21 protein-coding genes are annotated in these 20,257 nt (G+C 51.6%); 1 reads left to right on the top strand and 20 read right to left on the bottom strand.

Features of this window, described 5'->3' with window-relative positions:
* Positions 1 to 46: 46 nt before the first annotated feature.
* From O9X78_RS16835 to O9X78_RS16740, 20 genes are all read right to left on the bottom strand, one after another.
* Positions 47 to 505 carry a hypothetical protein gene (locus tag O9X78_RS16835; protein WP_022960192.1) on the bottom strand — a complete coding sequence of 153 codons (459 nt, stop codon included), beginning with the start codon at positions 503 to 505 and terminating at the stop codon, positions 47 to 49.
* Between the two features lie 208 nt (positions 506 to 713).
* Positions 714 to 2,066: an APC family permease gene (locus O9X78_RS16830; protein WP_008284552.1), complete on the bottom strand. Its 1,353-nt coding sequence runs from the start codon at positions 2,064 to 2,066 to the stop codon at positions 714 to 716.
* A 189-nt stretch (positions 2,067 to 2,255) separates the two neighbouring features.
* Positions 2,256 to 2,603, bottom strand: a complete 348-nt coding sequence (locus O9X78_RS16825) for a hypothetical protein (RefSeq protein WP_008296008.1) — start codon at positions 2,601 to 2,603, stop codon at positions 2,256 to 2,258.
* A 41-nt stretch (positions 2,604 to 2,644) separates the two neighbouring features.
* Positions 2,645 to 2,989 (bottom strand): hypothetical protein, encoded by a 345-nt coding sequence (locus tag O9X78_RS16820; protein WP_269620877.1) that lies wholly within the window; start codon positions 2,987 to 2,989, stop codon positions 2,645 to 2,647.
* A gap of 113 nt (positions 2,990 to 3,102) precedes the next feature.
* A complete protein-coding gene (locus tag O9X78_RS16815) occupies positions 3,103 to 3,753 on the bottom strand; it encodes a methyltransferase family protein (RefSeq protein ID WP_008296010.1) in 651 nt (216 codons plus the stop codon).
* Between the two features lie 26 nt (positions 3,754 to 3,779).
* Positions 3,780 to 4,064, bottom strand: a complete 285-nt coding sequence (locus tag O9X78_RS16810; RefSeq protein WP_008296011.1) for a DUF2933 domain-containing protein — start codon at positions 4,062 to 4,064, stop codon at positions 3,780 to 3,782.
* Positions 4,065 to 4,072: 8 nt separating this feature from the next.
* The gene (locus O9X78_RS16805; protein ID WP_008296012.1) at positions 4,073 to 4,411 is read right to left on the bottom strand and encodes a P-II family nitrogen regulator; all 339 of its coding nucleotides are present in this window, start codon (positions 4,409 to 4,411) and stop codon (positions 4,073 to 4,075) included.
* Positions 4,412 to 4,423: 12 nt separating this feature from the next.
* Complete coding sequence (locus O9X78_RS16800; RefSeq protein WP_008284637.1) at positions 4,424 to 4,777, bottom strand: cupredoxin domain-containing protein; 354 nt, start codon at positions 4,775 to 4,777, stop codon at positions 4,424 to 4,426.
* Positions 4,778 to 4,804: 27 nt separating this feature from the next.
* Positions 4,805 to 7,135 (bottom strand): heavy metal translocating P-type ATPase, encoded by a 2,331-nt coding sequence (locus O9X78_RS16795; protein WP_008296013.1) that lies wholly within the window; start codon positions 7,133 to 7,135, stop codon positions 4,805 to 4,807.
* A 23-nt stretch (positions 7,136 to 7,158) separates the two neighbouring features.
* Complete coding sequence (locus O9X78_RS16790; RefSeq protein ID WP_023659439.1) at positions 7,159 to 7,479, bottom strand: heavy-metal-associated domain-containing protein; 321 nt, start codon at positions 7,477 to 7,479, stop codon at positions 7,159 to 7,161.
* Entirely contained in the window at positions 7,476 to 7,892 is a 417-nt protein-coding gene (locus O9X78_RS16785) for a MerR family transcriptional regulator (RefSeq protein ID WP_047013472.1), read from the bottom strand. Before O9X78_RS16785 ends, O9X78_RS16790 begins: the two co-directional genes overlap by 4 nt.
* A 563-nt stretch (positions 7,893 to 8,455) precedes the next feature.
* Positions 8,456 to 8,956: a hypothetical protein gene (locus O9X78_RS16780; protein ID WP_023659437.1), complete on the bottom strand. Its 501-nt coding sequence runs from the start codon at positions 8,954 to 8,956 to the stop codon at positions 8,456 to 8,458.
* A 193-nt stretch (positions 8,957 to 9,149) separates the two neighbouring features.
* On the bottom strand, positions 9,150 to 12,278 hold the full coding sequence (locus tag O9X78_RS16775) for an efflux RND transporter permease subunit (protein WP_047012811.1): 3,129 nt from the start codon (positions 12,276 to 12,278) through the stop codon (positions 9,150 to 9,152).
* Positions 12,275 to 13,876, bottom strand: a complete 1,602-nt coding sequence (locus tag O9X78_RS16770) for an efflux RND transporter periplasmic adaptor subunit (protein WP_047012812.1) — start codon at positions 13,874 to 13,876, stop codon at positions 12,275 to 12,277. The genes O9X78_RS16775 and O9X78_RS16770 overlap by 4 nt, the downstream gene beginning before the upstream one ends.
* A complete protein-coding gene (locus O9X78_RS16765) occupies positions 13,873 to 15,210 on the bottom strand; it encodes a TolC family protein (RefSeq protein WP_047012813.1) in 1,338 nt (445 codons plus the stop codon). The genes O9X78_RS16770 and O9X78_RS16765 overlap by 4 nt, the downstream gene beginning before the upstream one ends.
* Positions 15,211 to 15,221: 11 nt before the next feature.
* Positions 15,222 to 15,722 carry a DUF411 domain-containing protein gene (locus O9X78_RS16760; protein ID WP_231580286.1) on the bottom strand — a complete coding sequence of 167 codons (501 nt, stop codon included), beginning with the start codon at positions 15,720 to 15,722 and terminating at the stop codon, positions 15,222 to 15,224.
* Between the two features lie 132 nt (positions 15,723 to 15,854).
* Entirely contained in the window at positions 15,855 to 16,208 is a 354-nt protein-coding gene (locus tag O9X78_RS16755; RefSeq protein ID WP_152025194.1) for a hypothetical protein, read from the bottom strand.
* 358 nt (positions 16,209 to 16,566) lie between these two features.
* Positions 16,567 to 17,184, bottom strand: a complete 618-nt coding sequence (locus tag O9X78_RS16750) for a LysE family translocator (RefSeq protein ID WP_269620876.1) — start codon at positions 17,182 to 17,184, stop codon at positions 16,567 to 16,569.
* A 91-nt stretch (positions 17,185 to 17,275) separates the two neighbouring features.
* Positions 17,276 to 17,929, bottom strand: coding sequence for a nucleotidyl transferase AbiEii/AbiGii toxin family protein (locus tag O9X78_RS16745; protein ID WP_052763561.1), 654 nt, complete (start codon positions 17,927 to 17,929; stop codon positions 17,276 to 17,278).
* The gene (locus tag O9X78_RS16740) at positions 17,916 to 18,938 is read right to left on the bottom strand and encodes a DUF6088 family protein (RefSeq protein ID WP_047012816.1); all 1,023 of its coding nucleotides are present in this window, start codon (positions 18,936 to 18,938) and stop codon (positions 17,916 to 17,918) included. The genes O9X78_RS16745 and O9X78_RS16740 overlap by 14 nt, the downstream gene beginning before the upstream one ends.
* Positions 18,939 to 19,389: 451 nt before the next feature.
* Between O9X78_RS16740 and O9X78_RS16735 the strand changes: the two genes are divergently transcribed.
* Positions 19,390 to 20,257: DUF4158 domain-containing protein (locus O9X78_RS16735; protein WP_269620875.1), on the top strand; the 868-nt coding region annotated here is incomplete at its 3' end.

Here is a 20,257-nt window from a genome sequence, read left to right as displayed (position 1 = left end):
ACTATTCCTCCGTTTATGGTGGTGTATCTGTAATAAATTAGTGTCTCTACATATCCCCGAACCGGTTGGCAGACTGCACCATACGCATCATTTCGTGTTCCTCCAGCGACCGGAGTGATTCCATCAACTCCTTGGCAGAGGGGATATCCGCCCTTGAGGCGAGATAGCGATACAGCTCAATCACCTGCTGATGCTGATCGACAATCACCTCCATGATTTGCGCGGCATCAAGCTCGGCAAAAGGCGCGTCGCAATGTGCATGTCGGACGATAGGATGCTTTGCCACATATTCCATACACCAGGTGTTCAGCGCATGTTCATCGCCCGAGGTTTCGAAGCCATTGACAACTTTTGTGAGACTTTTTTCGTGATCGGACAGGTAAGCAAGAATCATCCGGGCCCGTTCATCCGTATTCTTGTCTGCGCAATGGGATAAGCACTGACTGAGATGTTGGTGAAATTCCCGGGTCCAGTGCAGCACATCTTTTAAGGTTTCAATTTGCATAATTTTTTCTCAGTTGTGGATTGACTCATCGATTAGAGTCTCAAAAAGTCACGATAGCTGCGCATACACACCACCAGTTCCTGGTGGGTGTCGATGCCCATATAGATCGCTTTAAGTGTGCTAACTTGATCCATTACCATTCTCCAAACAACAAAAGTTAACCACTAGAGTCCCGTTCTGTGCCTGGCAGGCTTCCTCCACATGATTTTTAATGATGATGTTCATGCGCCTGACTTTGGGACACAGCTTGCTTTCGTTTTTCAGATCCAAGGAATAGTTGCTCTCCGATCGCGATTAGCATCATTGTGACAACGGCCACACCCAACACAAATGGATCTGAATTCAACTTCACCCAAACGAACCCGCTTAGTGCAAGCGAATCTAATATAATCGCGGTAACGGGGACCCAGCTTTTGGCTTTAACATCGTCCAACAAGTAGCGCAGAACACCCCAGTGAATGGCGATATCCATCACCAGATAGAATATGATGCCAAGTGCTGCTATACGGGAAAGATCAAAGAACGCGGTGAGCACAAGTCCAAGAACCACGGTGTACACCAATGTATGTTTCTGAATGCTACCCGGCATACCGAAATGGCTATGGGGCACCAACTTCATTTCCGTTAGCATCGCCAGCATTCTGGAGACCGCAAAAATACTGGCAAGAATCCCTCCCGCCGTCGCCAGCATGGCAATCGCAACGGTGAACCACACGCCGTACTCACCGAGTGCAGGTCGAGCGGCCGCAGCCAGGGAATAATCTCGAGTTTGAATAATCTCCCTGAGTGAGAGGTTACTGGCCACCGCAAAACCAACCAATGTATAGATAACGACACAGGCAGCAATCGAAATAACAATGGCGCGACCAACATTGCGGTGTGGATCGATCACCTCGGAACCACTATTGGTAATAGTGGTAAAGCCTTTGAATGCCAGAATCCCCAGCGCTGTGGCGCCGAGGAAATTACTGGCTGAACCGGTCTCGCTTACATGGTCAAAGTCCACTGCCAGGCTATCAGCTAACCAGATGCCGACGAGACCAAAGATTAGAATTCCACCAATTTTCAGTAGGCCGATAAACCCTGCAACCCCTTGAATCAACCGATTACCCAACAGGTTCACAATGAACGCCGCCAGAATTAGGGAGACGCCGAGTATAGGAGTCATTTGCCCTGAAGGGTCACCGCCAAATAATTGCATGGTGTAAGAACCGAACGTACGCGCTAGAAAACTCTGCGCGATGACCATCGAAAAATACATAAGTAGTGCATTAAACGCAGTGGGCAACCGGTCGCCATAGGCCTTATGCAGATACATGCCGATCCCCCCTGCTGATGGGTAGGCATTGGATATTTTGATGTATGAGTAAGCACTGAAACCAACGATGATCGCGGCCGCGAGGAATGCCAATGGGAATAATGCACCAGTCATCTCTGCCATTTGCCCGGTTAGCGCAAATATTCCTGCGCCGATCATCACCCCAGTCCCGAGCATCACCGTACCTGACAGAGAGAGGCTACCCTCGTCATAATGTGTCGAACGATCGTCTTTTTCCTCCATTCATGCCCCCTTAATATAATGGTCAGCCCTCTTCCTGGGCATTCGTTGCAAGGTATACAGGATGCTTAAAACTGCATTTCTCAACAGACTGCTAGTCATATCGACAGGTTCCAACGTCAATTGGCCCCTCACCAGATTAATTTCCGAGACACCTAATCGATGTTCTTTGTTGCTCATTTTCTCTTTCATCTAATGAGGCGGCATCTTGTTGCAGCAGTGCGCCTCATGTTTAGCGTTATCCCTGATATTCTCATCGGTCTGCCGTTGCCAACTCAGCCTGGTTCGGGGCCACCAGCTGTCTTTTATTGCCGCACCATGCTTTTCGACAATGGCGATCATTTCATCGATATTGTGATGAGAAGCGTCGTAGGCGATTTTTAAGGTTTTTCTACGTGCATCGAACTGAACGCTGTCAACACAGGGAAGCTCATCAATTTCCTCAACAATCGCTTTGGTATTGTTTTCATTGATCCCGCACACGCTCAAGGTATGCTTGGTTAAAAAACCTGGATTGATACCCGATCGATGCTCATTCATAGTGTTTTTCCTCCAATCGACAGGTTGAGTAAGCAACCCATCTATTTTTTGTGTTTGTGGACAGGTGTTTTTTGGGATTCAGACTCATGATCCATCATTTGCCCCATCATCATCTGCATCATGCCCATTCGTTCTTCCATCATGTCCATGCGCTTTATCATATCCATGTCGTCCATTTTTGATGACTCATCTTTGTTCATGTCCATTCCCATGCCATCACCCATTAATCGCATGCCCTCCTGCATCACTCGCATATGTTCCTGCATCAGTTGCTGGCGTTTTTCCGGATCGGTTTCGGCTTTGATTTTTCCCATCATGTCGTGCATCTTTTGCATGTGCTCATGCATAGCCATCATTTGCTCATGGCCCATCACCATTCCGCCCATCGGCTGATCTTTACTGTCGCCATGTTCGTGCCCTTTTTTCCGCAAAGACGGGCGAAGAAATCGCGGCGGCTATTACCAAATTGGAGATTAGTTTTTTCATCGGAGTACCCTCATCAGTTGGAAACAGTTTTATCGACGTTAAATTTCGGAATCCATGCCGGCGTGACTTCCATATAGCGGCGATAGTCATCACCGAATTCCTTCAATGCCATGCGCTCCTCACGCTTAGCGAGTCGCACGTAAACCACTACCAGAACCGGAAACATAATCACGGTAAGGATCGTCGGCCACTGCAACAGAAATCCAAACATGATCAGGATAAATGCGATGTACTGCGGGTGGCGGCAACGGGCATACCAGCCGGTAGTCGCTAGCGAACGGGTCTGCTGCGCCTTGTGCAGAACACTCCACGCCGAGGCCAGCAAAAAGAAACCCAAAATGATCAGGACATTACTGGCGATATGCAGCGGATCAAAATGAGGGTTGCCTTCAAAACCGAAAAGGGTATGCAGAAGATGGCCGTTTTCGTGGGACAGAAAATCAATACCAGGATATTTTTCCGCCAACCAGCCGGAGAGAAAATAAATGGTTAATGGAAAGCCATACATCTCGGTAAATAGGGCAATAATAAACGCCGAGAAAGCGCCAAAGCTTCGCCAGTCAGTTTTGGTTTGCGGCTTGGTAAAGCTGAAGGCAAAGAAAATAAATATCGCCGAATTAAGTATCACCAGCGTCCAGAGGCCGTAAGCGGATTCACCGTGCATGCTTCTTCTCCTGTAATATTGTTGGATTAATGGTGATGACGGTGTTCGTTTTCCCGACGGCCTTCCTCCAGCCCCCGCTGATAGGCATCCTGATCGGACTCGCCCTCATGCTGATCATGGCTACCATGACCACCGTGTCCGCCGTGCATAAACAGATGCATAAAGGGGCAGGCAAGGAAAATCAGGAACGGCAGAAACTGCCAGACGTGTTGCCGGTGCTCGACGAGCAGAAAATAGGTGACCGCGCCGATAAGTCCCAGTGCCGCCAGTCCTTTGGGTGTTAACCAGAATGATGTTTTTTGAGTCGCCATGTCACACCTCACCTGTGTAATTGAAAATCGTTGTCTATTGCGCCGCGTTTATCGTGTATCCATAGCAGATCGTTAACCGGCACAATGCAGACCAGCCCTTCGCTATCGGCATTGGCATGCGCCGCATCCACAATCAACCGTGCGATTTCCTTGGCCTGCTCCGCCTTGGCGTAAACTTCCATTTGAATATGCTTGATCAAATGGTTTTCGTTAAAACTGTCAAAGTAATGACCACGCCCACGAACTGGATGCAAGGTAAACCCCTTCACCCCATGTCGAATCAAAGTTTCTTCCACGTTTTTCAGGCGAAACTCGTCAAAAATGGCCATGACTTTGTTGATGTTCATTGGGCCTCCTGCTTATTTCACCGTGATTTGTCCACGGTACATCTGCATCTGACAATGAAACGCATACTCGCCGGATGACATTGCTGGCAGCTGAATGGTCTTCAGTTTATTCAACGGCAAAGTGTCGCTGATTTGCAGTTCGGGGATCAATAAAGTCTCAGAACAGGGTGATTGATCTTTGCGCATAAATTTAATTTCAAATGGTGCTCCAGCTGGCACCTTAATGCGCGAAGGCGAATAGGTACCGTTTTCCACAGTTATCACCAGATCGTTTTCACCCAGCTCGGCTTCTTTCGGCTTGTAGAGCCAGAACCACCACACAATCAGTGCAATCAGCGCTAAACCCGCAATATTAATAATCATCATCGCAACGCTCTCATCCCGACATTCTCATTAGTGCTCCTGCGCTTTAAAGAAGCGCAGCCTATTAGCATTGGTTACAACTGTCAGCGATGAAAACGCCATCGCCGCACCGGCAATCACCGGACTTAACAGCAAACCGAAAAATGGATACAACACGCCAGCCGCAAACGGTACACCGGCCACGTTGTAAATAAAGGCGCCAAATAAATTTTGTTTGATATTGCGCAACGTAGCCTTGCTGACGGCAATGGCATCCGCCAGGCCATGTAACGAACCCCGCATCAGTGTTATGTCGGCACTCTCAATGGCCACATCCGTACCGGTGCCGATAGCAAAACCGACATTGGCGATAGCCAGGGCCGGCGCATCGTTAATGCCGTCCCCGGTCATGCCCACCACTTCGCCTTCCATCTGCAGTTCCTGCACCTTTTTGGATTTTTCTTCCGGCAGCACTTCGGCGAAAAATTCCTTGATACCGGCTTTTTTCGCTACCGCTTTGGCCGTGGCACGGTTATCGCCGGTGAGCATCACCACCCGGATGCCGTTATGCTGCAGGCGCTTGATGGCAGCGATGGAGTCTTCCTTAATCGGATCGGCTACTGCGATAATCGCTGCGAGCTTATTATCAACGGCGAAATACATCGGCGTTTTAGCCTCGGCGGCCAGCGCCTGGGCCATTTCAACAAAATCACCGAGCTCAATGGTGCGCTCGCGCATGAGTTTTTCATTGCCAAACAACAGCGTTTTACCGTCTACTTCCGCCTGCACGCCGTGGCCAGCAATGGCGTTAAAGTTGGAGACTTTGCCGGTTTCGATCCCCCTTTCCTGAGCACTTTCAACAATAGCCATGGCCAACGGATGCTCAGAGCCGGATTCAAGCGTTGCTGCCAATCGCAACACCGCCTGCTCATCATACTCACCCGCCACCAGTACATCGGTGACCTTCGGTGCACCCAAGGTAATGGTGCCGGTTTTATCCAGAATCATCGCCGTTATCTTCGACGCGGTTTGCAGGGCTTCACCGTTGCGAATCAGCACGCCCGCCTCTGCGGCCTTACCCACACCCACCATCACCGACATCGGCGTGGCCAGCCCCAGCGCACAGGGACAGGCGATAATCAATACAGTCGTGGCCGATACTATGGCAAATGCCACCGCCGGTTCCGGTCCAAAATTAAGCCAGGTCAAGGCACTCACCACAGCAATAATCATCACCACCGGTACAAAATACGCCGAGATGACATCAGCCAAACGACCAATCGGCGGCTTGGAGTTTTGTGCGCGCTTGACCATATTGATGATTTGCGCCAGCGCCGTGTCTTTACCAACGCGGGTAGCTTTAAACAGAATTGAGCCGGATTTATTGATGGTGCCCGCCGCTACGGTATTCCCAGTGGCTTTTTCAACCGGCATCGGCTCGCCGGTGAGCATGGATTCGTCAATCGCCGTATGCCCTTCAACCACTTCACCATCGACGGGAATTTTTTCACCTGGGCGCACGCGGACCACATCGTTCAGTAGAACCTGTTCGATAGCGATATCCAGTTCTTTGTCATCGCGAATAACCCGCGCCGTTTTCGCCTGCAATCCAATCAGGCGCTTAATAGCCTCAGAGGTACGACCGCGGGCTTTCAATTCCAGGGCAAGACCGAGATCGATTAAACCAATAATCATCGCGGTCGCCTCGAAATAAACATGGCGCGCCATTTCCGGCACCAAGTGAGGAACAAACACCACCACCATCGAATACACCCACGCCGTACCTGTGCCTAAAGCAATCAAGGTATCCATATTGGCCGAGTGATTTTTAAAGGATTGCCAGGCACCGACATAAAAGTGTTTGCCGGAGAACACCATCACCCCAAGCGTCAGTAATCCAACAGCCAACCAGGCAATGCGCTCACCAGTGCTTGTTACCGTCATTTCGCCGACTACGATGCTGTAAATCATCAGCGGCACGCCCAGGCTGAGGGCGATGGTCATTTCCCGCATCAGTCGTTTGTAGTAAGCCCAATCAGCTTTTTCTTTTTCCGCCAATGCATCGTCTTCATTGTCAGCAAGGCTGATTTTGGCGTTATAACCAGCGCCCTCAACGGCTTTTATCAATTGCTCGGCAGGCGCCGAACCCAACACGCTGACGGTTCGCTGAGCGAAATTCATTTCCGCGTTTTCCACACCCGGTATCGCTTTTAGGGCGGATTCGATTTTTCCCACACAGCTGGCACAACCAGCGCCTTCGATCATCAATTCCTGGCTTACTGCGCTGCCGCCATGAACATGATGGTGGTGATGCTGGCCAGTTTCCGTACCTTCATGACAGGATGGATTGCCAGATTCCGTGTTTGTTGAACTCATATCCATACTCCTGGTTTACTTGACAGCAACTAGCGAATGAGCGTTGCGGGAAAACCCACACGATCCAACGCATCGGTAAGGTTTTTTGGTTCAACCACACCAATGACTGAAGCGATGCCCGTTACCAGGTCCATCGACACTTCGCTAACCCCTGCAACGGATTTCAACGTCTGCTCGATACTTTTCACGCAACCACCGCAGCTGGCACCCTGAACCTGTAAACGATGAAGAGGAAGAGACGTATCGCTAACGCTGCGGATATCACGGGCTTCAGCAGAAACGGATGATTTGCCGGCGCAGCAACAACCACCTCGGTGTAGATTCGCACTTGGCGTTTTGTGTGTATTCATAACCTTTCCTCCGCAGTGAATTCTTCGATCAGATGGCAAAGCATATGGCCCGTTGGCGCCTTATCCGGCTTTTGACTCCACTCCAACACAGCCTGTTGCATGCGATCCCGCAATTTCAACGTTTCCCTAAGCTGTCGCTCGGTTTCATGCAGGCGCTGATCAATCAGGCGGCGCACCGTCGGGCAAGGCGATTTCTTATTATCCGCGTGGTTCAAAATTTCCTGAATATCCTCAACGGAAAAGCCCAGTTGCCGTGCACTCAGCACGAATCGCAAGCGGTTGTAATCCTTTTCGCTGTATTCCCGATATCCATTGGCTTTGTTCTTACCCGGTTTCAGAATCTTGATCCGGGTATAAAACCGCACGGTATCGGCCGTAACCCCTAAACGCCTGGCCATTTCGATAACTTTCACACAGCCCTCCTCGCAGCTCAGTCTGACTATCGCAGGATTCAGATTAACCCCGAAGATCTGTTCCTTGCCTTGATATGAGTCAATCATCAGTTCTAAACCCGAGAGAAAATCCAAAGAATTTGTCCGGCTTTTTGTCACCTTACACCTGTGTCCAAGACACAGGTCAAGCAATTTTCATTAACAGGTATCAGGCCTCTCGTACTCACTATTACACGCACCTCGATCTGTAGCCTGTACGCCGTCAACCGTTAATATTGGCCAGATATCCTGTCGCGGCGTTTCTGCATTGAATCGACCCGTACACAACTCCCAAGCTGCACCTGGACTTATCCATTGTCATAGTAGAGCGGCGTTTCTGACCTTAAGATGACCCGTGTATTACATTGCTGTAATGGATGTGTAATCCTGTTTACCCTGGCTAGTCGGAACATGCGTTGCTCCCAGCACAAAGCGGGAGAACCGCCAGCAGGGATTTCAAAGGTTCAGGAACCAGGATCCGCAAAGGCGGAACCATTCACGAAACAGGTATCGCAGTTGTTATACCAGCGGGATTACCGGCCTGATCAGGCCGTTTTGGGAGGATGAAAAATACGTGAGGGGAGCCGCGCCAACAGTGGTTCCGGCGGGGTATTGAACACATCGCAGGCGGCATGATTCATAGTATTTTTATAAAATGAACCGACAGCCCCAACTGTTCCCGAGGCTGAACAGGTTGGCGCACAATGACTGGCCGATAGACAGCCTGAGTCACAATGACCGGTTAAGCACTTACCGCAGGGTTTGGACAAATCACTACTGTCGGCAATTTGGTGACAGGGCATTGTCGAAGCAGTGAGGCTATGCCCTGCCGCCTGTTTACCATACTCATTCGGGTTGAGAGGATTGGAAGTGGCCGCTGGGACTGGGAGCGTATGGTCCAGATCCGATACTGAGGCGATCGCGCCAATATTGGGCGCACTTGCTGATACTGGAGAGTGAACCTGTATATCTCCGGGTAATGCAGCCATCAGTGGTTGCGCAAGCAACCCCCAAATGACCAGCACAATACCCAGATAATGAACCATATCGGCCCCCCTTTATTGACCGTTTTAATCTAGCAGATCTGATATTGCCAGTTCTTGATCTGAATCAAATGTTTGACACCGATGTGTTTCTCATCGGTTCCACAACCAGAACCAACGGAGAGGCCAAGAATATAGGGTTAGAATTCAGAACGGCGCACCCGAACTTTATAATCGGGTACGCCAGGTTCATTGATTAAGTTCCGTCATTACCCTTGCTCTGCTTCCAAAGCAGATAAACCGCCGGCAATACCAACAAGGTCAACACCACGGCACTCAGCATTCCACCCACCATAGGCGCCGCAATCCGACTCATGACTTCCGAACCGGTACCCGTGCCGTACATAATAGGTAACAGCCCCACGATAATCGCCGCTGCAGTCATCATCACGGGTCTTACCCTTAGGCCGGCACCGTGCAACACCGCGTGGCGCAATGTTTCCTTTCGCGGTTCAACACCTTTCTGCTCACATTCTTCCAGCATATGGCGATAGGCCTGATTGAGGTACACCAGCATGATGACCCCGATTTCTACTGCTACACCTGCCAGCGCAATAAACCCTACGCCAACAGCGACAGAGAAGTTGTAGCCGAGCAAGTACATCAGCCAGATCGAGCCCACCATGGCTAGCGGCAGAGTCCCCATGATGATCGCGACCTCGGCAACGCTGCGAAAATTGAAATAGAGCAGCACGATGATAATGGCCAACGTCAGTGGCACCACATAGGTGAGTTTTTCTTTGGCTCTTAGCATGTATTCGTACTGTCCCGACCAGTTGAGGGAGTAGCCTGCGGGTAGCTCGACCTGATCGGCCACCACAGCCATGGCATTTTTTACGTAACTGCCAATATCCACGCCATCGATGTCAACAAAGGTCCAGCCATTAAGGCGGGCATTCTCGCTCTTGATGGCAGGTGGGCCGTCTTCCACATAAACACGAGCGACATCCCCCAATGCAATGCGCTGGCCACTGGTTGTTACAATAGGCAGCAAGGCCAGTTGTTCCGGCGAGTTACGATAGTCCTGCGGATAACGCAGATTGACGGGATAACGCTCCAACCCTTCGATTGTCTGCGCGACGTTCATGCCGCCGATAGCAGTGGCCACCACCTGCTGCACGTCAGCGATATTGAGACCATAACGCGCTGCCTTTTCCCGCTGAATATCCACCTTGATATAACGGCCACCCGCTACTCGCTCGGAATACACTGAGGCGGTGCCAGGTACATCTTTGAGCACCTGTTCCAGACGCTTGCCGATTTTTTCGATTTCCCTCAGATCAGGGCCAGCCACCTTGATGCCTACCGGGGTTTTAATACCCGTGGCCAGCATGTCGATACGGGTTTTGATGGGCATCACCCAGGCATTGGTCAGTCCAGGAAACTTCACCAAGGCATCCAGTTCCTTTTTTAACGATTCCGTGGTCATGCCATCGCGCCACTCCTCTCTCGGTTTCAACTGGACAAAGGTTTCAATCATGGTCAGGGGCGCCGGGTCAGTGGCTGTTTCTGCCCGACCGATTTTGCCGAATACGCTTTTCACTTCGGGCACCGTGGCAATCAACTTGTCAGTTTGTTGCAGGATCTCCCGTGCTTTACCTATGGACAGCCCCGGATAGGTGGTGGGCATATACATCAAATCGCCCTCATCCAGGGGGGGGATAAATTCGCTACCTATCTGGCTGACTGGCCAAAACCCGATAACCGTAATCACCAGGGCTAACACGAGCGTGGATTTAGGGTAATTGAGCACGGTTTTAAGCGCAGGCATATACACGCCAATCAACGCGCGATTGAGTGGGTTTTTGTGCTCGGGCAATACTTTTCCGCGAATAAAATAGCCCATCAGCACGGGCACCAGCGTTACCGCCAATGCAGCGCTTGCGGCCATCGCATAGGTTTTGGTAAAGGCCAGCGGCGAGAACATACGGCCTTCCTGCGCCTCCAAGGTAAACACCGGCACGAAACTCACGGTGATAATCAGCAGGCTGAAAAATAGCGCCGGCCCCACCTCGGCAGCAGATTCCGCGACTACCTGCCAGCGATTTTCGTTGGTCAGTGGTGTTCGCTCCATATGCTTGTGCATGTTCTCTATCATGACGATGGCGCCGTCGATCATGGCGCCGATGGCAATGGCAATCCCGCCCAACGACATGATATTGGCGTTGAGTCCTTGCGCATGCATGACGATAAATGCGACAAGAATACCCACTGGCAAACTGACAATGGCCACCAGACTGGAGCGGATATGAAACAGGAAGACGACACACACCAGGGCCACGACGATGAACTCTTCCAGCAATTTGTGCCACAGGTTTTCCACCGCACGCTCAATCAGGCCGGAACGATCATAGACCGTCACGATTTCCACACCCTCAGGCAACCCGGCCTTGAGTGTCTCCAGCTTGGCTTTGACGCCATCAATGGTTTTTTGCGCATTCTCGCCAAAACGCATGACCACGATGCCGCCCACCGTTTCACCTTCGCCATTGAGTTCGGCAATGCCCCGGCGCATCTGCGGCCCGACGTCGATGTCCGCCACATCCTTTAACAGCAAGGGGGTACCGTTTACGTTCAGGCCCAAAGGGATATTGGCCAGATCATCACGCCCCTGGATGTAGCCAGACGCGCGCACCATGTATTCCGCTTCGGCCATTTCCACCACCGACGCCCCGACCTCCTGGTTACCCCGCTGGATCGCCATTTGGATATGGGACAGCGGGATGTTGAAGGCCCGTAACTTATCCGGGTGAACCCTGACCTGATATTGCTTCACCATGCCACCCAGGGCGGAAACTTCCGACACGCCGGGAACCGTTTGCAGCTCGTATTTCAAGAACCAGTCCTGCAGGCTGCGCAGCTGGCTGAGATCGTGCTGACCGGTGCGGTCCACCAGCGCGTAGAGGTAGACCCAACCCACACCGGTGGCATCCGGCCCCAATTGCGGCCTGGCATTGGGCGGCAAAGTCGGTGCCACCTGCGACAGGTACTCCAGCACTCGCGATCGCGCCCAGTAAGCATCGGTATCCTCATCAAAAATGACATAGACATAGGAGTCGCCGAAAAAGGAGTAACCCCGAACCGTAACGGCGCCAGGCACGGACAGCATGGCTGTAGTCAGTGGATAGGTGACCTGATCTTCCACCACCTGCGGCGCCTGCCCCGGATAACTGGTTTTGATAATCACCTGCACGTCCGACAAATCGGGAATGGCATCCACTGGCGTGTTTTTCAGGGACCAACCGCCGATCCCCACCAGAATCAGGGTGGCCAGCAGCACAAAAAAGCGGTTTTGGACAGACCAGCGGATAATACCTTCAATCATGGCTTGTCCTCCCCGTTGCGCTGGCCTTGATCCATATCGATCGCATCATGGCTCATACCCTGATGCTGGCTGTTGTCCATGGATTGCCCGTCCCCCTCCCTGGGCGCATCTTCGGACACCTGTTCCAGTCGATGGATCTGGCTGATCACGTAGTGGTTGTCCCCGTTCCGCTGAATCTCCACATGCAGCTTCATGTCGGGTTTCAGCCCATCCAGATCCACTGCGGGGTCCACAGTAAAATCCATCGTCATGGCCGGCCATTGCCAGGCATCGATGGGGTCGTGAGCCAGCTTGAGCATTCGGTGTTCGACCATGACGCCTTCAATACGGGCGTCGACCGATACCGATGCCGGTGTTTCAGGCTGGGTATCGTCATCCGGGCTGTGGTTCATGCGACGAAAATCCGAGGTCTTGCTGGATTCGGAATCAATCAAAAATTGAGCGGAAGTCACAAGCCGGTCGCCCTCGTTGAGCCCCGACAGAATCTCCACCTGGTTCTCGCCAATCCGCCCCACCTCGACGGCGATGGATTTAAAGCGCCCGTCACCTTTAGCCAACACGACCCGCGATTGACTACCCGTGCGAATCAGTGCTTCACGGGGAATGAGCAACGCCTCCCGAGCGGGTTGTGTCGCTATCGTCATTTGCGCAAACATACCCGGCCGCAAGTAACCGTCCGGGTTGTCGAATCGTACCCGCACCCGAGCTGTTCGAGTCTGGGTATTCAGTGACGGGTAGATATAGTCAACCGTGCCAGACCACGTGCGTCCTGGCAGATAATCGAGGTACATGCGCACTGCATCGCCCTCTCGCACACTCATAACCTGACGCTCGAACACTTCTCCTATGACCCAGATATGTTCCAGCTGCCCGATGGCCATCATTTCCATACCGGGTTTCACAAACATGCCTTCACGGACCATAAGATTGTCCAATACGCCGGATTGCGGGGCCTTGATGGTGATGGCCTGACTGACCTTTGCGGATTTTTTCAGTCGGTGGATCTCCGATTCCGGCACCTGTAAAGCCGACAGCCGTTCCATGGCAGCAGTGATTAGTGTTGGGTTATTTCGCTTTAATGCCAGCAACAGTTCTTCCTGAGCATTGACCAGGGTAGGCGAATATAAGGCATAGAGCGGTTCGCCTTGAGTGACCGGATCTCCGGCGGCTTTGACATGGAGTTTTTCAATCCAGCCTTCTACCCGTGGATGAATGTGAACAAGACGGTCTTCATCATATTGCACATAGCCCACGGTATTGACAGAGACGTCCAGCTGCCCCCGAGTGGCAGGCGCTGTACGTACGCCGAGGTTATTGACCACATCGGGAGAGATGGTGACTGTGCCAATCTCCTGATCGCCGCCCGCGTTTTCATACACTGGTATCAGATCCATCCCCATAGGGGATTTACCCGGATTATCGCGCTTATAATTGGGATTCATCGGCGCGACCCAGTAGAGTGGTTTTTTCTCGGTTGCAACGTCATCATCGCCCGTGGTCCCTTTCATACGCCATAGGGCCGAATAGTGAGCAAGGGTCGCTGTCGCAATCAACAAGGCAACTGTAATGAAAAAAGATTTATTCAATTGAATCTTCATGGGGTTAATCCTTCAGCGTGTTCTCTGCTGGTGGCGGGAAACGGTTCTGAACCATTTTTGGACAAGAGGTAATTCAACTCGGCAATCATCTTCAGCCGATCAATCCTGATCGTTAAAAAGTCGATCTTGGCATTTAACTCAGCAATGCGGGCGCGCACCGCTTCGGCAAAGTCGCCGTCGTCGTTGTTGTAGGCGGCCAGGGCAGCTTCGGCCTGCTCTGACATTTGCGGCAATAACTGCTCGGCGTAGAGCGCGCGACGATCATTCAGGCGCTGTAGCTGGACCAAGGCCGTATCCAGTTCCGCCATCAGCTTTCGCGCCATCAGTAACTTGTCAGTTTTCAAGGCCTCGGCCCGAGAAGTGGCCGCACTGACGTCTTTATCCTGTCGCTTGCCGGTGAAAAGCGGCAGGTCAAAGGTCACACCGACAGAGAACAAATCAGCGCGGTCGCGACCCATGGGATCATCGTCCCTATAGCCGTATTGGGCGGAAAGACCCCACTCAGGTTTATATTTCTGGCGCGCTAATTCGACCCCGGTCTCCATGGCATCAATACGCTGATCAAGTGCCAGCAAGAGTGGGTGCCGATTGACCTGTTCATAGAGCAAACGATCACTATCCGGCTGACTTCCCACCGACGTCGGCTCATCACCGTACTGACTGGGCACAAGCTGCGCTAACGGCAGACGGGCGCGACCGCCGACCCACTCGGATAAACGCTGCTGTGCTGACTCCGACTGTTGCCGCAGCACCGTCAAACGATCGTCCAACCGGGTAAGCTCCAATTGGGCCCGGATAATATCCTGCTGGCGGGCACGTCCCAGTGCCGACGAATAGCTCGCTTTGGTTGCATCCACCAAATGTTCAAACAGCGAGCGATCCCGCTCAATCAATCGAATGCTCTCCTGGGCCCTGAATGCTTCCAGCCACAGCTGCGAGACAGTAGCCGCTACCTTGGCCTGGCGATTCTGCCTGAGCAATGGCTCCTGTTCCGCCAACTCCTGTTTCTGACGGCTGGACAACTCCAGGCTATCGCCGCGAGGAAACATCTGACTAACACCTACAGTGAGCTGCGTCATAGGCTCCTGGTTGATATCGAAGCTATCGGTAGGAAAGTTAGCCGCCATCAGGCTGACCTTGGGGTCTGGCAGCGTCGATGCTGAAATTGATTCGCTGGTCAAAGCGTCTTCGCGATGCCGGCTACCGTTCAGCCAGGGATCCGTGGCAATGGCATGGGCGATGGCCTCATCCAGACTCAACGTATTAGCCGGGCTCTGCGCAAATACAGGAAGCCCCACCAGCAAAAACAATAAAAATACCCATTGAATGTTCATCGTTATATGTCCTATTGCTGATCGCGACTATTCACAGATGCAAACACGTCAGCCGAACCGTCTTTTTTAAGCAGCCATACCTTGTAAGGCGTAAACCTGTCACCCATCTCCATACCAGGGCTGCCTGCTGGCATGCCAGGCACACTAAGGCCGATGGCGTCATCGGGAGGGTTTTCCAGAAACTGCTGAACAAAGCGCGCAGGGATATGGCCTTCGAACACATAGCCGTCGCTCGAAACTGCCGTATGGCAGGACTGGAACTCAGGTGCTATGCCATAGTCATTTTTAATGCGATTCAAGTCCGACGGGTGGTGGGTTTTTGTGTCAAAACCAACATCTTCCATATGGTGAATCCATTGCTGGCAGCATTGACAGGTGCGGCTTTTATAAACATCCAACGTGGCAATCGTTGCGCTTTTAGTTGCGTGATTTTCGCTTTCGGAACAAGCGGTAAGAAATAACAGGAATACGATCAGCGCCGGAAAGCGCAGATAGGTATGTAACGGCTTCATGATGACTCCCAATCAAGAGTTGCAGTGAACGCGCTCGTAGCGATGGCGCGTTTTAAACATACGTTATGGGAGTTTTGATCTCCCGCTTATCGAGTCGTCAGACGCCTGAATTTCAGGCGTACCAACCCTACTTCAGCGGGAAATGGGGGGGCGAAACAGCGAGGAAGCTGCCTGGGAGAGGAAGGAAACCGAATACGCTGTATTGAGGGTTTGAGAAAACTGAACGGAAAACGGCGACAGTGTACTCACCACCGCAACGCTTGCAGAGATGCAATCCAACTGAGAGCAGTGATCCTGGCTGCAACAATCAGCGGCATCAGCCGTAAGGGCATTATTGATCTGGATATTGTTTGCCTTGGTATGGCTTCCATGATCCATTGCCCCCGTCATTACTGGAACATCAGGTTCGTGACTCATCTTGTGGCAGGGCAATTTCGCAACAGCGAACGACTGGCTGGTAAAAGCCAGTAACGCGAAGATCGCCATGTAAAATCTGAATCTGCTAAGCCACATAATCTGCAAATGGTTATATTAACATTAGGAAAGATACCTTATTCTCTCGAAAGTTCAAACATAACGCCCTTGATGATTGACATAGATCAATCAACGGATACTTCCATTAAGCGCCAGAACTGCAAATATTGACTTGAGGCCCACCCCGTCAGGATTGACCTGCGCTTCGAAGCACTTCATATGCAGTGTGCAGAAAAACCACAGCCACAACACTGGCGACTATTAATAAGTCCGGCCAATAAGAATTGAGCCAAATAACCAGAACCCCTGAAATAATCACGACGTACAACCGACCGAAAGAGGCTTCAACTGTCCAGCCCGCACAATACCTTCAGGCCTTCACAATGAGATAACCGCCCGCCCCCACCAGCAGGCCACCGGCGGCGACTCTGGCCTCCTGCCGAAATACAACGTCTTTCGATAGACAGGCAATCCGATTGGCCGCCAGTGCATAGGCAACCTTGACACCGCCGACGGCAATGACCGTCACCAGCATAATAAGTACGACATCGGACATTGTCAGGGACGCGATATCGACAAAGGCGGGAAACAAGCTTGCATAGAACAGGATAGCCTTGATATCGCCCAGGGTCAGCGCCAGTCCGGATAGAAAACTGGTCGCCATACCGCCTGTGACCTGACCCGCATTCACAACCCTGGTGTCCGCCGCGTGCCGGATCAACTGCCAACCAACCCAGACCAGATAACCGGCAGCCAGGTAGCGGATCATGGCGAAGAAGGCACCCATGATTTCAGACAGCGCCACCAGCCCCATCATGGCCATGGTAATAAAGATCAGGTCCCCCGCCACAACCCCCACTGCGGTAGCGATACCGTTACGCACATTCACCGTCGCCGAACGCACAACCACCAGCGCCACACTGGCACTGGGTATCGCGGCCAATGCGCTCATGACAAGGAAAAGCCCGAGCAGATCGTATGCAGTCATCCCTTTTTCCCATTAATTGACAGCATGTCCCCTTCTACCCATGTTATTGGATCCTTGCGCAGATCGTATCGAATGGATCGACTCCCGGGTATCAATGACGCTGCTCGTAAAGATCAATGAACCGACTCATATCCTGCAACAGGTCAGAGATCGACAGGATGGTATCTTCACTATAGGCCGGGGTGTATTCTTCGAGAATTGATGACTGGTTGTCGTACAAGGCAGTGATTTCCGCCAAGGCCTCATCGTCAAAATCATCCGGGAAATGTTCGTAGAGATAAATGACATCATGCAAGTCTCGGGCGGCGGTTCGTCCGGTGAGTGCGCTGAGTTTTTGTTGGATCAGTTTCCCAATCCTGTAGGTGAGGATACCGTTTATCTCGACAAGGTCGTTGTCATTGGGCGTACCGCGCAATGAGGTTTCCAACTTTAGATTCATGCCATCCCCATATGTTATGCGGTAGCGGCGAACCGTTTTTGTGTCCTTGGTGATATCAATCGTTGGGTTTCTCAAGTGGGCTTTGCCCTTGCCGAGCTGCGTAAAAACCTCCTTGATCGAACTGTCCAGATTCAGGGCTTTGGCACAATCGAAATCCAGATCCTCGCTAAAGCGATCGAGGTCATAACACAGCTTCAGGGCTGTCCCACCTTTCAGGATCATCGGCAGCCCTTTCTTGTGAAAACCATGGCACAGCGCCGACATGACCTCTATGTGTTCGCGTTGCTGTTCGTCACTCAAGCTCATTGTCATGCATCCAGGTATCGAGTAACTGCTTCTGTGTTTCGTCCGCCAACGGTCTCAGTTCATCAATCGCTTGCTTCATCTCGCTGGGAGTTATATCGAACATAAACTGATCCAGCATAAAGAAACCAGGGTATTGTGATTTGCGGATGATGCTGGCGAACAAAATATCTTTCATCGCGCGCAGGGGTGTGGCACACAGGATGGTGCCTACATCGACGTTGAATTTCCGCAAGAAAGTACTGCAGTCAAACAGCTCTGTATCCTGAAGGTTGGGTGCGCTGTCGTAATTCTTCCCGGCAACTTGAAATTTATTTCTGTGAAGCATGCCCATCTGATGCCAATCCGCCTGTTTTCCCTTGTGGGGAATGTTCAGAGCACTTAGCCCGGTAATATACGGTTTCTCCACTCCCTGCATGAAAGCCTTTACTTTGTCCTGGAACCATACGGGCCACAAGGCAATGGCTTTGTCGAGTTGCCCGCGGGAAAAACGACTGAGTAGTCGACGTATACGCTGCTCCTGCAGTACGGTTAAACGCCCTTCTTCCTTGTAGAGAAACTCCAGCGCCCGCAAAACCGTCAACAAGCCGCCATTGACCGAAACGAGCTTTTTACCCTCCACCTTGCGAAAATAAAGTGTGAGATTATCGAGTTGGATGGGGCCGATGCGCTTATTGGTTTCGTAACTAATGTTATCGGGCAAGTTGTCGGTTAAACCGAGCTTGTAGGCAGCCAACTCACCAGACGGGGCCACCTTGGCTTGGTATTGCTGTTTGATTGAACGAACAATGCGCTCTTCTTCGGGTGGAAGCTTGCCGAAGAAGGTGCTGGTATAGGGGCGGTAATAAATACCATTGCGAAGCTTCTGGAGCCCCGCTGTTTTGTACAGACGAGAGGCGGCCTTATCGACCTGCTGACTGTCAGGCGACAATTTGTGGAGTGCTCGGCTGGTGATAACGCCACCCTCCGGCACACTCTGCAACTGCAGTTTTACTTGCCCTGCCAAGCTCATCGGCGCCAACTACCTCAATAGTGATAATACATCATGCGATTTTATCACAAAATCAAGATCTCGGTACAGTTTGACGACGGTAGCCAGCGATACATGCCCCGCCCGACACGCCACACTTCCCAAGGACAACGGTAACAGCACACCGGGAAGCCAAATCACGAAGCGAGACCTGCTGGAAAGCGCAGTCACCCTCATAACGTAAGTTTACCTTGGCCGCATTAAGTCCAATTTAATTGGACAAATACCATAGGAATCAAACCTACATGGGTCCATTGCCCTCACGAGCAATCAATCCGGCATCCGGCAATTCCCTTTCTTTGTGGGGTCCTAGGGATTTTGCCACCAAATACTGCAAAAACCGTTGAAGGCCCCGTATTTACTGGCCTCCAAGCCACTATTAATTTTAATTTAGCTCGAGTTTCAGTATCTTCTTCGGCCTTTGGGTCAAAGAATGAGCAGAACCAAGCGACTATCAATTCTCACTGCCGCTGAAATCGAGGATTTATACGGCGTCCCCTCCTTCAACGAATCGTATCAACGGTTTTACTTCACGCTGAATGATAAAGAGCGTGCTGAGCTGGCCAGAATAAGGCAGCGCAAGTACCGCTGTATCGGCATTGCATTGTTGGGCTACTTCAAATGTAAACCCATCTTGCTCAATCCGACGTTTAAATCCATGCAGGTTGACCTGGGATTTATCGCGAAAAATCACTTTGATGGCCTGAAATTTCGGCGCTTCAGTCTGAAATCCGATCAAAAATCCCGCATTTATGAACGGATTTTTTCCATGATCGATTACGAAAACTGGAAAGATGCGGAGCATCAACCCCAGCTTGTTGAACACTTACTGGTCTGCGCTGAAAGTTGGGTTGCACCTCGTGCCCTCTTCGATGCAGCGATTGAGTTCCTTGCCCACCAAAAAATCGCCATTCCTGCCTATAGCACCCTGCAGAAGATCGTCAGTCAGGTGGTTAACCAGCATCAGCAGCGAATGCATGAGAAGATCCGCGCCGCGTGTAGCCCAAAATTGACGGTTATACTGCACACACTGGCAACCGGTGATGGCCCGCTTACGTTAACACAATTGCGCGGCAGCGCGCGCAATTTCACCGGCACCGAATTGCAGAAAGAACTCGCGGTGTATCACCACATTCAACCGCTGATGGTAGAGGTGACAGCTGTCCTGGACGCACTTTCTCTGTCTCAAAAAAATCAGCAGCACTATGCCGAACGGATTCAATATTACGGCGCCAAAATCAAGCGTCAGTCGCCAGAGAACCAGTGCCTATATCTGCTTTGCTACCTACAGTTTCGATATC

Origin of the sequence: Zhongshania aquatica (assembly GCF_027257955.1) — a bacterium.
GTDB lineage: Bacteria > Pseudomonadota > Gammaproteobacteria > Pseudomonadales > Spongiibacteraceae > Spongiibacter > Spongiibacter aquatica.
The sequence above is the reverse complement of the archived record's forward strand: the minus strand, read 5'-3'. Positions and strand labels throughout refer to the sequence as shown.

What these genes read in the sequence shown, in the direction of transcription:
- O9X78_RS16835 (WP_022960192.1), bottom strand. Translation starts at nt 505, where the DNA reads ATGCAAATTGAAACCTTAAAAGATGTGCTGCACTGGACCCGGGAATTT.
- O9X78_RS16830 (WP_008284552.1), bottom strand. Translation starts at nt 2,066, where the DNA reads ATGGAGGAAAAAGACGATCGTTCGACACATTATGACGAGGGTAGCCTC.
- O9X78_RS16825 (WP_008296008.1), bottom strand. Translation starts at nt 2,603, where the DNA reads ATGAATGAGCATCGATCGGGTATCAATCCAGGTTTTTTAACCAAGCAT.
- O9X78_RS16820 (WP_269620877.1), bottom strand. Translation starts at nt 2,989, where the DNA reads ATGGGCGGAATGGTGATGGGCCATGAGCAAATGATGGCTATGCATGAG.
- O9X78_RS16815 (WP_008296010.1), bottom strand. Translation starts at nt 3,753, where the DNA reads ATGCACGGTGAATCCGCTTACGGCCTCTGGACGCTGGTGATACTTAAT.
- O9X78_RS16810 (WP_008296011.1), bottom strand. Translation starts at nt 4,064, where the DNA reads ATGGCGACTCAAAAAACATCATTCTGGTTAACACCCAAAGGACTGGCG.
- O9X78_RS16805 (WP_008296012.1), bottom strand. Translation starts at nt 4,411, where the DNA reads ATGAACATCAACAAAGTCATGGCCATTTTTGACGAGTTTCGCCTGAAA.
- O9X78_RS16800 (WP_008284637.1), bottom strand. Translation starts at nt 4,777, where the DNA reads ATGATGATTATTAATATTGCGGGTTTAGCGCTGATTGCACTGATTGTG.
- O9X78_RS16795 (WP_008296013.1), bottom strand. Translation starts at nt 7,135, where the DNA reads ATGGATATGAGTTCAACAAACACGGAATCTGGCAATCCATCCTGTCAT.
- O9X78_RS16790 (WP_023659439.1), bottom strand. Translation starts at nt 7,479, where the DNA reads ATGAATACACACAAAACGCCAAGTGCGAATCTACACCGAGGTGGTTGT.
- O9X78_RS16780 (WP_023659437.1), bottom strand. Translation starts at nt 8,956, where the DNA reads ATGGTTCATTATCTGGGTATTGTGCTGGTCATTTGGGGGTTGCTTGCG.
- O9X78_RS16775 (WP_047012811.1), bottom strand. Translation starts at nt 12,278, where the DNA reads ATGATTGAAGGTATTATCCGCTGGTCTGTCCAAAACCGCTTTTTTGTG.
- O9X78_RS16770 (WP_047012812.1), bottom strand. Translation starts at nt 13,876, where the DNA reads ATGAAGATTCAATTGAATAAATCTTTTTTCATTACAGTTGCCTTGTTG.
- O9X78_RS16765 (WP_047012813.1), bottom strand. Translation starts at nt 15,210, where the DNA reads ATGAACATTCAATGGGTATTTTTATTGTTTTTGCTGGTGGGGCTTCCT.
- O9X78_RS16760 (WP_231580286.1), bottom strand. Translation starts at nt 15,722, where the DNA reads ATGAAGCCGTTACATACCTATCTGCGCTTTCCGGCGCTGATCGTATTC.
- O9X78_RS16755 (WP_152025194.1), bottom strand. Translation starts at nt 16,208, where the DNA reads ATGGCGATCTTCGCGTTACTGGCTTTTACCAGCCAGTCGTTCGCTGTT.
- O9X78_RS16750 (WP_269620876.1), bottom strand. Translation starts at nt 17,184, where the DNA reads ATGACTGCATACGATCTGCTCGGGCTTTTCCTTGTCATGAGCGCATTG.
- O9X78_RS16745 (WP_052763561.1), bottom strand. Translation starts at nt 17,929, where the DNA reads ATGAGCTTGAGTGACGAACAGCAACGCGAACACATAGAGGTCATGTCG.
- O9X78_RS16740 (WP_047012816.1), bottom strand. Translation starts at nt 18,938, where the DNA reads ATGAGCTTGGCAGGGCAAGTAAAACTGCAGTTGCAGAGTGTGCCGGAG.